Origin of the sequence: Bradyrhizobium sp. BLXBL-03 (genome assembly GCF_051853015.1) — a bacterium.
GTDB lineage: Bacteria > Pseudomonadota > Alphaproteobacteria > Rhizobiales > Xanthobacteraceae > Bradyrhizobium > Bradyrhizobium manausense.
Genome location: NZ_CP182470.1, coordinates 4,339,545 through 4,351,344 on the forward strand (window position 1 = coordinate 4,339,545; position 11,800 = coordinate 4,351,344).

An 11,800-nucleotide genomic window follows, 5' to 3' on the forward strand; every position below is an offset into this window, starting at 1 on the left:
TAAGACTGGCTGACCCATGGTTCCCGTCAGGAAACAGAAAAGCGAAAGGCCGGCGCGAGGCCGGCCTTTGTTCTCAAACGATTTCAGGTGGATCAGTATTTCGCGATGACCGGGCCGCCCCAACGATAATTGACGCGGACAAGACCAATGTCGACATTCTGGCTGATGCGATCGGTCTGGAATGCGGTGCCACCGGGCGCGTTGAGCGTCAGAGTCCTGCTGCCCAGGAAGATGTGGTCGTACTCAACGCCCACCGACCAGTTCGGCGCGAAGCCGAACTCGAGGCCGGCGCCAACCGTGCCGCCCCAGCGGTTGTCGCTGGCCGAGGCGAGCAGGGTGCCGGCTCCGGCGAATCCGGGCGCGGTGTAGATATTGAACTTGTCGGCGACCACGGCACCGCCGCCCTTCACGTAGAACAGCACGTTGTTCCAGGCGTAGCCAACCTGGCCCGTGATCAGGCCGAAGGCGTCGATCTTCGAGCGGTTGCGCTGGGTCGGGATGAGGGTGCTGACATTGTCGCCGGAGAAGTCGGCCCAGTTGCCCTGGCCTTCGAGGCCGAACACCCAGTTGGCCGATTGCCAGCGGTAACCGATCTGGCCGCCAACCGTGCCGCCGGTGGCATTGTGGCAACCCTCGCCGAACAGCGTGCCGGTGGTCGGCGCGACGAAGTCCCAGCATTTGTGGCTCGATCCGCCGCCGCCGTTGATGCCGATGTAGAAGCCGCTCCAGTCGTAGATGGTGGCGACCATCGGCGCCGGCGCCTTGGTGTAGGGACGTGCCGCAAGATCGGCAGCACTCGCCGGTGCTGACAAGCCCAAGCCAATACCAATTGCACCAAACAGAATTTTCTTCATTGCAGTCTCCCCAGTGTCGTCCGCTCCGATAGTCCCCTGAAGCGGTCAATCAGGCGCGACGCCCATCATTGAACCAATTGCGACTCAACCGTAGTCCAACCGGGCGGCCGAGTCCGTCTCTGGAATGCAACAGTCGCCAGGCAATTGATCCGGGCGTAACCTAATGAATGTTAATCATTTTTCTGCCTAAGCCGGTTCCAATTCATGGCGGCGTGCATAGCGGCATGAGTCGCTGTTTGCACGCTTGGGTCGCGCTATTTCGAGAGGAACAAATCTGGAACGAATGTTCGATCGATGCTATATGTGGGGATAACCAAGGGTGTGCCGGGCCGATCGGCCCCTGTAAGCGTATAGGGTCGGCTTAACAGGCGGCGGCGCGGGCGCGCCTTCGAAATTCAGTGGCATTTGGAGTGGAGAGCGGCGATGGCGGGAAGCGTCAACAAGGTCATTCTGGTCGGAAATCTCGGCAAGGATCCGGAAATCCGCCGCACCCAGGACGGGCGGCCGATCGCAAATCTGAGCATCGCGACCTCCGAGACCTGGCGCGACAAGAACACCGGCGAGCGCAAGGAAAAGACCGAGTGGCATCGCGTCGTGATTTTCTCCGAGCCGCTTTGCAAGATCGTCGAACAGTATCTGAAGAAGGGCGCCAAGGTTTACATCGAGGGCGCGCTACAGACCCGCAAGTACACCGACCAGAGCGGCGTCGAGAAGTATTCGACCGAGGTCGTGCTTCAGGGCTTCAACTCGACCCTGACGATGCTCGACGGCCGCGGCGGTGGCGGAGGAGGCGGCAGCTTCGGCGATGAGGGCGGCGGCGATTTCGGCTCGTCCGGCCCGGTCAGCAGCGCACCGCGTCGCCCCGTGGCCGCCGGCGGCGGTGGCCGCAACAACGACATGGACGACGATATCCCGTTCTAGGGCCAAGCGGGGTTTTTGCGCCGCCTTTGCCTCCCTCGCCTGAAGAGGCGGATTTTCTTACCAATTGGCGGGCCAAGCTCGGCTTTCCGGGCTGGCCTGACGTGTTGCCTCAAATTCACATCGTGCCCGCTCTGCCGCTGGCGGTCTGGCGGGCGCGTACCCACCGCGTGACCGATCACCGGCGGATCATGATCCTGATGTTTGCAGGCGCGCTGGTGGTGGCGGGACTGTTCACGCTGCTGCCCGGGCCCATCATGCACCATGTGATTTTCGGGGACTTGAGCGCTGGTTCCCGGCGGCTCGCCGAGACCACGCCCTGATGGTGCCGAGCTGGGCGTAAGCCTCTGGAAAAACAGTCGGAAAAAGCGCTGTCCGGCCTCCTGCAAGGGTGGTTATCGGGGCCTCGATGCGCTATATGATTCCCAGATAAACCTCACCGGATTCCCCCTTGGCTGACGACGACAACAAGCCCGGCGACCAGCCGGCGCAACCCTCGGACATTCGCCCCGTCTCGATCTACGAGGAGATGAAAAAGTCCTACCTCGATTACGCCATGAGCGTGATCGTTTCGCGCGCGCTGCCTGATGCGCGCGACGGGTTGAAGCCCGTGCACCGCCGCATCCTCTACGCGATGAACAATCGCGGCGACACGCCGGACAAGAAGCACAAGAAGTCCGCCGGTGCCGTCGGTGAAGTCATGGGTAAGTACCATCCCCATGGCGACCAGGCGATCTACGACGCATTGGTGCGCATGGCGCAGGACTTCTCCATGCGCGCGCCCCTGATCGATGGACAGGGCAATTTCGGCTCGGTCGACGGCGATCCGCCCGCGGCGATGCGCTACACCGAATCCCGCCTGACCAAGATCGCGCTCAAGCTCCTCGAGGACATCGACGACGACACGGTCGATTTCCAGGACAATTACGACGGCTCCGAGCGCGAGCCTGTGGTTCTGCCGGCGCGGTTCCCGAACCTCCTGGTCAACGGCGCCGGCGGCATCGCCGTCGGCATGGCGACCAACATCCCGCCGCACAATCTGGGCGAAGTCATCGACGCCTGCGTGGCGTTGATCGACAATCCGTCGCTGACCATCGACGAGCTCATTAACATCATCCCGGGCCCGGACTTCCCGACCGGCGGCATCATCCTCGGACGCCAGGGCATCCGCAGCGCCTATCATCTCGGTCGCGGCTCCATCGTGATGCGCGGCAAGGTCACCTTCGAGACCATCCGCAAGGAGCGCGAGGCGATCGTCATCACCGAGATCCCGTATCAGGTGAACAAGGCGACGATGGTCGAGCGCATCGCCGAGCTCTACAAGGAAAAGAAGATCGAGGGCATCTCGGACCTGCGCGACGAATCCGACCGCGATGGCTACCGCGTTGTCGTCGAGCTCAAGCGAGATGCCGTGCCCGACGTGGTGTTGAACCAGCTCTACAAGTTCACGCCGCTGCAAACCTCCTTTGGCGTCAACGCCGTTGCGCTCGACTCGGGTCGTCCGCAGACGATGAACCTGAAGGACATGCTGACGATCTTCGTCGGCTTCCGCGAGCAGGTCGTCACCCGCCGCACCAAGTACAAGCTGCGCAAGGCGCGCGAGCGCGCGCACGAGCAGGTCGGCCTCGCCATCGCGGTCGCCAATATCGACGAGATCATCAAGGTCATCAGGCACTCGCCGACGCCGGCGGCGGCGCGCGAGACCCTGATGACGCGCGACTGGCCCGCGCGCGACGTCGAGGACATCATCACGCTGATCGATGATCCCCGCCATCGCATCAACGAAAACGGCACCATCCGCCTGTCGCTGGAGCAGGCGAGGGCGATCCTGGAACTCCGTCTGGCCCGCCTCACCGCGCTCGGCCGCGACGAGATCGGCGAGGAGCTGGCAAGGCTTGCCGGCGAGATCGGCGACTACCTCGAGATCCTGCGCTCGCGGGCCCGCATCCTCGATATCATCAAGACCGAGCTTGCGGAGGTGAAGGCCGAGTTCGCCACCCCGCGCAAGACCGTGATCATGGAGCAGGAAGGCGAGGTCGAGGACGAGGACCTGATCCAGCGCGAGGACATGGTGGTCACCGTCTCGCACGCCGGCTATGTCAAGCGCGTGCCGCTGTCGGCCTATCGCGCCCAGCGCCGCGGCGGCAAGGGCCGCTCCGGCATGCAGACCCGCGACGAGGACTTTGTCAGCCGGCTCTTTGTCGCGTCGACTCATACGCCGGTGCTGTTCTTCTCGTCGCGCGGCCAGGTCTACAAGGAGAAGGTCTGGCGGCTGCCGATGGCAGCTCCCAACGCGCGCGGCAAGGCGCTGATCAACATCCTGCCGCTGGAGCAGGGCGAGCGCATCACCACCATCATGCCGCTGCCCGAGGATGAATCCACCTGGGGCCAGTTGGACGTGATGTTCGCCACCACAGGCGGCAACGTCCGGCGCAACAAGCTGTCCGACTTCGTCGACGTTCGCCGCTCCGGCATCATCGCAATGAAGCTCGACGACGGCGAAGCGATCGTCGACGTGCAGATCTGCACCGAGCATGACGACGTGCTGCTGACCGCGGCCGGCGGCCAGTGCATCCGTTTCCCGGTCCCCGACGTGCGCGTGTTCACCGGGCGCACCTCGATGGGCGTGCGGGGCATTGCGCTTGGCGAGGGTGACAAGGTGATCTCCCTGGCGATCCTGCGCCATGTCGAAACCACTTCGGACGAGCGTTCGGCCTATTTGAAGATGCGCCGCGCCGTCGCCGGCGAAGCTGCTGCCGAGGAGCCGGCAGCGGACGCCGACGGCGAGGAGACCTCCGGCAGCTTCCAGCTCGCGCAGGAGCGCTATGCCGAGATGTCGGCGGCCGAGCAGGTCGTACTGACCGTCTCCGTCAACGGCTATGGCAAGCGGACCTCGTCCTACGAGTACCGCACCACGGGCCGCGGCGGCAAAGGCATCGTCGCCATGAGCGTCAACAACCGCAACGGCAACCTCGTCGCGTCCTTCCCCGTCGAGGACGCGGATCAGATCATGCTGGTCACCGACAAGGGCCAGCTGATCCGCTGCCCGGTCGAAGGCATCCGCATCGCCGGCCGCTCAACGCAGGGCGTGATCGTGTTCGACACCGCCGAGGACGAGCATGTCGTCTCGGTGGAGCACATCACGGAAGAGGCGGAGAGCGGCAATGGCGAGAACGGCAACGGGGCGTAACGTATGCAGCGCGCCATTGGTTACCTGTTTGCCGTCCTTCTGGCCGTTACTTTTGCGACCAGCGCGTCTGCCGCTGATGTCAGGGTGATGATCTCAGCCGGGTTCTTCGCCGTGTATGAAGAGCTCGGTCCAGCCTTCGAGAAGTCGACGGGGCACAAGCTCATCACGACACGCGGCCCTTCAGTTGGCGATTCACCGGAAGCCATTCCGACGCGCCTGTCGCGCGGCGAGGAGGCCGACGTCGTGATCATGGACGGCATTGGCGTCGATCTGCTGGACCAGAAGGGACTGACGCGCGCGGGCAGCCGGGTGCCCCTGGCGGAATCGTTCATCGGCATGGTGGTCCGGGCCGGGCAACCCAAGCCCGACATCAGCACGATGGATGCACTTCGCAAGACGCTGCTTGCGGCGAAGTCCATCGCCTATTCGGACAGTTCCAGCGGCACTTATCTGTCGACGATCGGATTCAAGAAGCTCGGCGTCGCCGATGAGATCTCCGGCAAAACCCGCAAGGTGCGCGGCCCGCCATCAGGTGAACCGGTCGCTGCCGTGGTCGCCCGCGGTGAGGCGGAGATCGGCTTCCAGCAAGTCCCGGAGCTGATCCACGTGCCAGGAATCGATTTCGTGGGCACCGTGCCGTCCGAGGTTCAGCCACCGACGCTGTATGTCGGTGCCTTGCCCAGGAATTCACAACAGTCCGACGCCGCGATGGCCTTGCTGCGCTTCCTGTCTTCGGCGGATGCCGCCACGGTGATCACCAAGTCCGGAATGAGGCCTTTGCCGCACTGAGCAGACTGTGAGGCGGTCGCAAGCTCTCTCGTGAGATTGGCGAGCTCCTCGCGCTTGCCGATCTGTGCCATCCAGCACCAGAGCTCCAGTGCGCCATAGAGGTGGATCGTCTCCGGTCCTCATGGCTTGAAGGTCGGGCCCGTAGCCCGGATGGAGCGCAAGCGTAATCCGGGACTCTCGATGCGCGGCAAGAAACCCGGATTGCGCTTCGCTCCATCCGGGCTACGCACTTGCCCTAGATCTCCAGCTCCGTGCCGAATTCGACGACCTGCTTGGTCGGCACGCCGAAGAACGCCGCCGAGCGTTCGGCGTTGCGCTGCAGGAAGGCAAACAGGCCTTCGCGCCAGACCCACATGCCAGGGACGTCCTCGCGCGGGATGATGGTCTCGCGGCCGACGTAATAGGTGATGTCGGCGAGGTCGATGCCGGGCAGCTTGCCTTGGCGGCACGTGAGGGTCAGGCCTTCGTAGATGGTCGGATTCTGCATGAAGCCGTAATGCAGGATCACGCGGGTGATGCCGGGAATGATCTCGATCACCTCGGCCCGATCCTCGTCGGGAACATGCGGGGATTCCTCGATCAGCACGGTGACCAGCAGCACGCGTTCATGCAGCACGCGGTTGTGCTTGACGAACTGCGTGAGCGCCAGCGGCACGCCTTTCGGGGCCGAGGCCAGGAACACCGCTGTGCCGGGCAGGCGCGCGCTGCACTTGTTGACCGCGGTCTCGATCAGGTCCTCCTCGGGCTGTCGCAGCCTTGCCCGCGCGGCCTCGACCAGTTTCACGCCGGCCCGCCAGGTCAGCATGACAAAGGCAACGAGGCCGGCGAGCAGCAGCGGAAACCAGCCGCCCTCGAACAGCTTGATCGAGTTGGCCGCGAAGAAGATCATGTCGATGACGAAGAAGAAGCCGTTGACGGCCACCACCAGCCACGGCGAAAAACCCCACTGGATCGCGACCAGGGCCGCAAGCAGCGTGGTGATCGCCATCAGCAGCGACACCGCGATGCCATAGGCGCCGGCGAGTGCGTCCGAGGTGCCGAAGCTCAGCACAGCGCCGAGCGTCGCGGCGGCGAGCAGCCAGTTCACCAGCGGCACGTAGATCTGGCCGATCGCGTCGCTCTGCGTGTGGCGGATCTGCATGCGCGGCAGGAAGCCGAGCTGGATCGCCTGCTGGGTCAGCGAGAACACACCGGAGATGATCGCCTGGGAGGCGATCACGGTCGCAACGGCGGAGAACGCGACCAGACCGTAATGCAGGAAGTCAGGGCAAAGCTGGAAGAACGGATTCTCGATCATCGAGGGATCGGTGATCAGCAGCGCAGCCTGGCCGAAATAGTTCAGCACCAGCGCCGGCAAGCAGATCGCGAACCAGGCGAGCCGAATCGGCAGACGGCCGAAATGTCCCATATCGGCATACATCGCCTCGCCGCCTGTCACCGCGAGGAAGGCCGCGCCGAGGATCGCGAAGGAGACCTGGAAGTCCTGATGGATCAGGAAGTCGAAGGCATAGAACGGGCTGAGCGCCGCCAGCACGGCCGGCGCCTTGAAGATGCCGTGGATGCCGAGCGCGGCCAGCACGATGAACCAGGCCAGCATGACCGGGCCGAAGATGCGGCCGATGAAGCCGGTGCCCTGCTTTTGCATCACGAACAGGCCGACCAGGATGGCGATGGTAACGGGCACGACCACGGGGGAGAGCGAGGGCGCGTCGACCTTGAGGCCTTCAATGGCCGATAGCACCGAGATAGCCGGCGTAATCGCGCCGTCGCCATAGAGCAACGCCGCACCGACCAGGCCGACGACGAGCAGGTGCGCGCGCCAGGTCCCGGGCTGGGCGTGGCGGGCATGCAGCAGCGCCAGCAGCGCAACGATGCCGCCTTCGCCGCGGTTGTCCGCGCGCAGGATCAACAGCGCATATTTCAGCGAGATGATGAGCAGCAGGGCCCACAGGATCAGCGAGGCGACGCCGAGCACAGCATCCTGTGTCACTGTGCCGCCATGGGCGGCCGCCTTGGCAGCTTCCTTCAGGGCATACAGGGGGCTGGTGCCGATATCGCCATAGACCACGCCGAGGGCGCCCATGGTCATGGCAAGCGGAAGCGGATTGGGATGATGGCCGGAAGCGACCGCGGGCGTACTGGACAATTGCAAACCCCTCGATGGGAATCGCACCCGTCGGGTCATTCCGGCGGGTGCGCGCGTCAACCACTCTGCGACGAGACGCCGCAAATTGCCATGGGGTTTCTATCGGGGGTTCTATCGGAGCTTGTGCCGGCGTTTATGACGCCAGCCTGACAAGTCGCCTAAGGGGTGCGGTCTGCCGTGACCAGGCGCGCAACGCGGACGTCGGACTTGGTGCCGGCGCGACGCAGGCAGGACGCCTCGAAGTTCGGCCACGCCTGCTGCGAGCAATCCCTGCCGATGGCCTTGATGTCGAGCCGGTCGGCCTTGGCCAGCGGTTGCGGCACGCTCGCTTCAACGGTGGGAGCAAAACCGGGCAGCAGGGTGAGGGCTGCAGCAACACACGCAGCAACAGCGATCGCTGAAAGAGCCTTGATCATTGACGGTCCCCTGTGATGCGGCCGCTACGCCCAGTATGCGGCCCGTCATTCGTTGGCTGGATTAGTAACCATGCCGAGTTTCCGGACGTCTTCGCCGATGCCGGAAATGGTTTCGTGCGCATCCGGTTGTGTGTCGTGGACGCCCCCAGGACGAAACAAACCGGCCCGTTCCGACTCGGAATGCCGGAAAAATCGGCAGGATAGGCGCAGGGAACCGGCCCGGCTTGCCGGGCAGGGCCGGGCGAGGTAGGACGGGGCCATGCCGCGCATTGCCTTTTACCCAGGTTCCTTCGACCCCATCACCAACGGCCATCTGGACGTGGTCCGGCATGCCGTCCCCCTGTGCGACAGGCTTGTTGTCGCTATCGGCGCTCATCCCGGCAAGAAGCCGCTGTTCTCGACCGAGGAGCGGCTGAAAATGCTGCATGATGTCTGTGGGCCGGTGGCGGCCCAGGCGGGTTGTACGCTGGAGACCACCACCTTTGACGATCTCTCGGTGACCGCCGCCCGCAAGCATGGTGCCACCATCATGATCAGAGGTTTGCGCGACGGTACCGACCTCGACTACGAAATGCAGCTCGCAGGCATGAATGAGGCCATGGCGCCGGAGGTGCATACGGTCTTCCTGCCGGCATCCCCCATGGTCCGCCCGATCACCGCCACACTGGTGCGACAGATCGCGGGTATGGGTGGTGACGTGTCGGCGTTCGTGCCGCCGCTCGTTGCATCCTTGCTCAAGGCCAAATTCGCCTGATAACGGCGCACTTCTTCATCTCATCTGATCCGGAGCTTTCATGAACCGTCGTTTCGCAATCCTTGCCACGATGTTTGTCGCGCTTATTGGCGCGGCCCCGGCCGTGGCGCAGCAGCTGCCGGCCAATCTCGACAAGGCCAATGCGCTCGTCATCGACACCACAAAGGGCCGCATCGTCATCAAGCTCAGGACCGACCTGGCGCCGCAGCACGCCGAGCGCCTCAAGCAGCTGGCGCGCGAGGGCTTCTACAACAACGTGCCGTTCCACCGCGTGATGGACGGCTTCATGGCCCAGACCGGCGACGGCCAGAACGGCAACGGCACCGGTGGCTCGAAATATCCGAATCTGAAGCAGGAATTCTCCAAGGTTCACTTCGCGCGCGGCATCGTCGGCATGGCACGGCGCGGCGACAGCGTCGATACCGCCAACTCGCAGTTCTTCATCATGTTCGCCGACGGCGGCAGCCTCGACGGCCAGTACACCGTCATCGGCGAGGTCGTGCAGGGCATGGACGTGGTCGACAAGCTGAAGAAGGCACCGGCCGGCTCGCCGAGCGGCACCGTCACCGATCCCGACAAGATGGTGAAGGTGCAGGTCGCCTCCGACATCAAGTAGGAGGGCTCATGGCGCGCCGCGGCGACAGGCTTCTGCTCGCTGCCGCAGCGCTCCTGCTCGCCACCATCGGTGCCGCTGCCGACGACGCGAAGGTGGACACCATCGCGGACATTTCCAGGTACCTGCAAACCTGCTGGAAACCGCCACCCGCCAGCAAGGCTCACCCCATCGACATCACCGTCATCGTGAGCTTTAACCGGAGTGGAAACATTTTGGGCCATCCGCGAATTTCCTATGAATCCGCGGATGCCACCGACGAAGACCGGCTGCAGTACCGCATCGCGGTGATGGAGACATTGCAACGCTGCACGCCGTTGCCATTTACCGATGCAATGGCCGGCGCGGCCGCGGGACGTCCCTTCGCGATCCCGATCCGTCGCCGGAAGACTTCACCTCCAACACAAGAGAGACGAGCATGAGCGTCACCGAAAACACATTGATCCTCGAGACCACGCAGGGCCCCGTCACCATCGAGATGCGTCCGGACCTCGCGCCCGGCCATGTCGCCCGCATCAAGGAGCTGGTCCGCGAGGGCTTCTACGACGGCATCGTGTTCCATCGCGTGATCGAGGGCTTCATGGCCCAGACCGGCTGCCCGCACGGCACCGGCACCGGCGGCTCCGGCAAGAAGCTGAAGGCCGAGTTCAACAAGGAGCCGCACGTGCGCGGCACCGCCTCGATGGCGCGCGCGGCGAGCCCGGATTCCGGCGACAGCCAGTTCTTCATCTGCTTCGACGATGCCCGTTTCCTCGACAACCAATACACGGTGTGGGGCAAGGTCACCGAGGGCATGGAGAACGTCGACAAGATCAAGCGCGGCGAGCCGGTCCAGAACCCGGACAAGATCGTCAAGGCGCGGATGGCGGTGGATAAGGAATAGGCATCTGTCGTCGTTCCGGGGCGGCTCGCAGAGCCGAACCCGGAACCTCGAGATTCCGGGTTCGCGCCTTGCGCGCCCCGGAATGACGTCATAGCGGACCATGCGCACCGACCTCTTCGATTTCGACCTGCCGCCGGAGCGCATCGCCTTGCGCCCGGCCAGTCCCCGCGACTCCGCGAAAATGCTGGTCGTGGAGAACGGCGCGCTGCGCGACCAGACCATTGCGGATCTGCCGCACTGGCTGAAGCCGGGCGACCAGCTCGTCGTCAACGACACCAAGGTGATCGCGGCGCAATTGAAGGGCCGCCGCATCGGCCGCGAGACCGAGCCGAAGATCGAGGCGACCTTGATCAAGCGGCTCGACGGCTCGCGCTGGCAGGCGCTGGTGAAGCCCGCGAAGAAGCTCACACCCGGCGACCGCATCCGCTTCGGCAATGAGGGCAAGGTCTGCCTGCTCGGCCATCTCGATGCCGAGGTCGAGGCCAAGGGGATGGAAGGCGAGGTGACGCTTGGCTTCTCGTTCCATGGGCCCGCGTTGGACCAGGCGATCGCCGATCTCGGCAGCCCGCCGCTGCCGCCTTACATCGCCTCAAAACGTACGCCTGACGATCAGGACCTCGCGGACTACCAGACCATGTTCGCGACCAACGAAGGCGCGGTGGCTGCGCCGACCGCGGGCCTGCATTTCACCCCGGCGCTGGAGCAAGCGCTGCGCGAACGCGGCGTCGGCATCGTCAGGGTCACGCTGCATGTCGGGGCAGGGACGTTCCTGCCGGTGAAGGTCGATGACACCGACGCTCACAAGATGCATGCCGAGTGGGGGACGATCTCCGCCGAGATTGCGGAGCGGCTCAACAGCGCGCGCAAGAACGGCGGCCGCATCATCGCCGTCGGCACCACGTCATTGCGGCTGCTGGAAAGCGCCACCACCGAGGACGGCACCATCCAGCCGTTCGCGGCCGAGACCTCGATCTTCATCACGCCCGGCTATCGTTTTCGCGCGGTCGATATTCTGATGACGAATTTCCATCTGCCGAAGTCGACGCTGTTCATGCTGGTGTCGGCGTTCGCGGGGCTGGGTACGATGAAGCAGGCCTATGCGCATGCGATCGCGAACGGGTACCGGTTCTATTCGTATGGGGACGCGTGTCTTCTGTTTCGGGCAGTGCCGTAGTGCCGTAGGGTGGGCAAAGCGAAGCGTGCCCACGTCCTTCTTGAATCCGGATAAGAACGGTGG

General features: G+C 64.2%; 12 protein-coding genes. 9 read left to right on the top strand and 3 right to left on the bottom strand.

The features are described 5' to 3' along the window. Positions 1-92: 92 nt before the first annotated feature. The gene (locus ACNJX9_RS20905; RefSeq protein WP_439404011.1) at positions 93-854 is read right to left on the bottom strand and encodes an outer membrane protein; all 762 of its coding nucleotides are present in this window, start codon (positions 852-854) and stop codon (positions 93-95) included. Positions 855-1,277: 423 nt separating this feature from the next. Between ACNJX9_RS20905 and ACNJX9_RS20910 the strand changes: the two genes are divergently transcribed. The 4 genes from ACNJX9_RS20910 (at position 1,278) to ACNJX9_RS20925 (ending at position 5,751) form a co-directional block, all read left to right on the top strand. Further along, positions 1,278-1,775: a single-stranded DNA-binding protein gene (locus ACNJX9_RS20910; RefSeq protein WP_057755676.1), complete on the top strand. Its 498-nt coding sequence runs from the start codon at positions 1,278-1,280 to the stop codon at positions 1,773-1,775. A 101-nt stretch (positions 1,776-1,876) separates the two neighbouring features. Continuing rightward, a complete protein-coding gene (locus ACNJX9_RS20915) occupies positions 1,877-2,095 on the top strand; it encodes a hypothetical protein (RefSeq protein WP_439404012.1) in 219 nt (72 codons plus the stop codon). Between the two features lie 128 nt (positions 2,096-2,223). Next, a complete protein-coding gene (gyrA, locus tag ACNJX9_RS20920) occupies positions 2,224-4,962 on the top strand; it encodes a DNA gyrase subunit A (protein ID WP_439404013.1) in 2,739 nt (912 codons plus the stop codon). 3 nt (positions 4,963-4,965) lie between these two features. Further along, positions 4,966-5,751, top strand: a complete 786-nt coding sequence (locus ACNJX9_RS20925) for a substrate-binding domain-containing protein (protein ID WP_271601213.1) — start codon at positions 4,966-4,968, stop codon at positions 5,749-5,751. 235 nt (positions 5,752-5,986) lie between these two features. Here ACNJX9_RS20925 and ACNJX9_RS20930 read toward each other — a convergent pair whose 3' ends face one another. Next, a complete protein-coding gene (locus tag ACNJX9_RS20930; protein WP_439410094.1) occupies positions 5,987-7,840 on the bottom strand; it encodes a potassium transporter Kup in 1,854 nt (617 codons plus the stop codon). A gap of 215 nt (positions 7,841-8,055) precedes the next feature. Continuing rightward, the gene (locus ACNJX9_RS20935; protein WP_057755668.1) at positions 8,056-8,313 is read right to left on the bottom strand and encodes a hypothetical protein; all 258 of its coding nucleotides are present in this window, start codon (positions 8,311-8,313) and stop codon (positions 8,056-8,058) included. 259 nt (positions 8,314-8,572) lie between these two features. Between ACNJX9_RS20935 and coaD the strand changes: the two genes are divergently transcribed. The 5 genes from coaD (at position 8,573) to queA (ending at position 11,737) form a co-directional block, all read left to right on the top strand. Further along, complete coding sequence (gene coaD, locus ACNJX9_RS20940) at positions 8,573-9,067, top strand: pantetheine-phosphate adenylyltransferase (RefSeq protein ID WP_057755666.1); 495 nt, start codon at positions 8,573-8,575, stop codon at positions 9,065-9,067. Positions 9,068-9,107: 40 nt separating this feature from the next. Then, complete coding sequence (locus tag ACNJX9_RS20945; protein WP_057755664.1) at positions 9,108-9,683, top strand: peptidylprolyl isomerase; 576 nt, start codon at positions 9,108-9,110, stop codon at positions 9,681-9,683. An 8-nt stretch (positions 9,684-9,691) separates the two neighbouring features. After that, positions 9,692-10,102, top strand: coding sequence for a hypothetical protein (locus tag ACNJX9_RS20950; RefSeq protein ID WP_057755662.1), 411 nt, complete (start codon positions 9,692-9,694; stop codon positions 10,100-10,102). After that, the gene (locus ACNJX9_RS20955) at positions 10,099-10,563 is read left to right on the top strand and encodes a peptidylprolyl isomerase (protein WP_057755660.1); all 465 of its coding nucleotides are present in this window, start codon (positions 10,099-10,101) and stop codon (positions 10,561-10,563) included. Before ACNJX9_RS20950 ends, ACNJX9_RS20955 begins: the two co-directional genes overlap by 4 nt. Positions 10,564-10,663: 100 nt before the next feature. Further along, entirely contained in the window at positions 10,664-11,737 is a 1,074-nt protein-coding gene (gene queA / locus ACNJX9_RS20960) for a tRNA preQ1(34) S-adenosylmethionine ribosyltransferase-isomerase QueA (RefSeq protein ID WP_057755657.1), read from the top strand. The last annotated feature ends 63 nt before the right edge of the window (positions 11,738-11,800 follow it).

Bases quoted from the DNA above. Each gene is read 5' to 3' on its own strand.
- ACNJX9_RS20905 (WP_439404011.1), bottom strand. From the start codon at position 854: ATGAAGAAAATTCTGTTTGGTGCAATTGGTATTGGCTTGGGCTTGTCA.
- coaD (WP_057755666.1), top strand. From the start codon at position 8,573: ATGCCGCGCATTGCCTTTTACCCAGGTTCCTTCGACCCCATCACCAAC.
- ACNJX9_RS20930 (WP_439410094.1), bottom strand. From the start codon at position 7,840: ATGACCATGGGCGCCCTCGGCGTGGTCTATGGCGATATCGGCACCAGC.
- ACNJX9_RS20950 (WP_057755662.1), top strand. From the start codon at position 9,692: ATGGCGCGCCGCGGCGACAGGCTTCTGCTCGCTGCCGCAGCGCTCCTG.
- ACNJX9_RS20955 (WP_057755660.1), top strand. From the start codon at position 10,099: ATGAGCGTCACCGAAAACACATTGATCCTCGAGACCACGCAGGGCCCC.
- ACNJX9_RS20925 (WP_271601213.1), top strand. From the start codon at position 4,966: ATGCAGCGCGCCATTGGTTACCTGTTTGCCGTCCTTCTGGCCGTTACT.
- ACNJX9_RS20945 (WP_057755664.1), top strand. From the start codon at position 9,108: ATGAACCGTCGTTTCGCAATCCTTGCCACGATGTTTGTCGCGCTTATT.
- ACNJX9_RS20910 (WP_057755676.1), top strand. From the start codon at position 1,278: ATGGCGGGAAGCGTCAACAAGGTCATTCTGGTCGGAAATCTCGGCAAG.
- ACNJX9_RS20935 (WP_057755668.1), bottom strand. From the start codon at position 8,313: ATGATCAAGGCTCTTTCAGCGATCGCTGTTGCTGCGTGTGTTGCTGCA.
- queA (WP_057755657.1), top strand. From the start codon at position 10,664: ATGCGCACCGACCTCTTCGATTTCGACCTGCCGCCGGAGCGCATCGCC.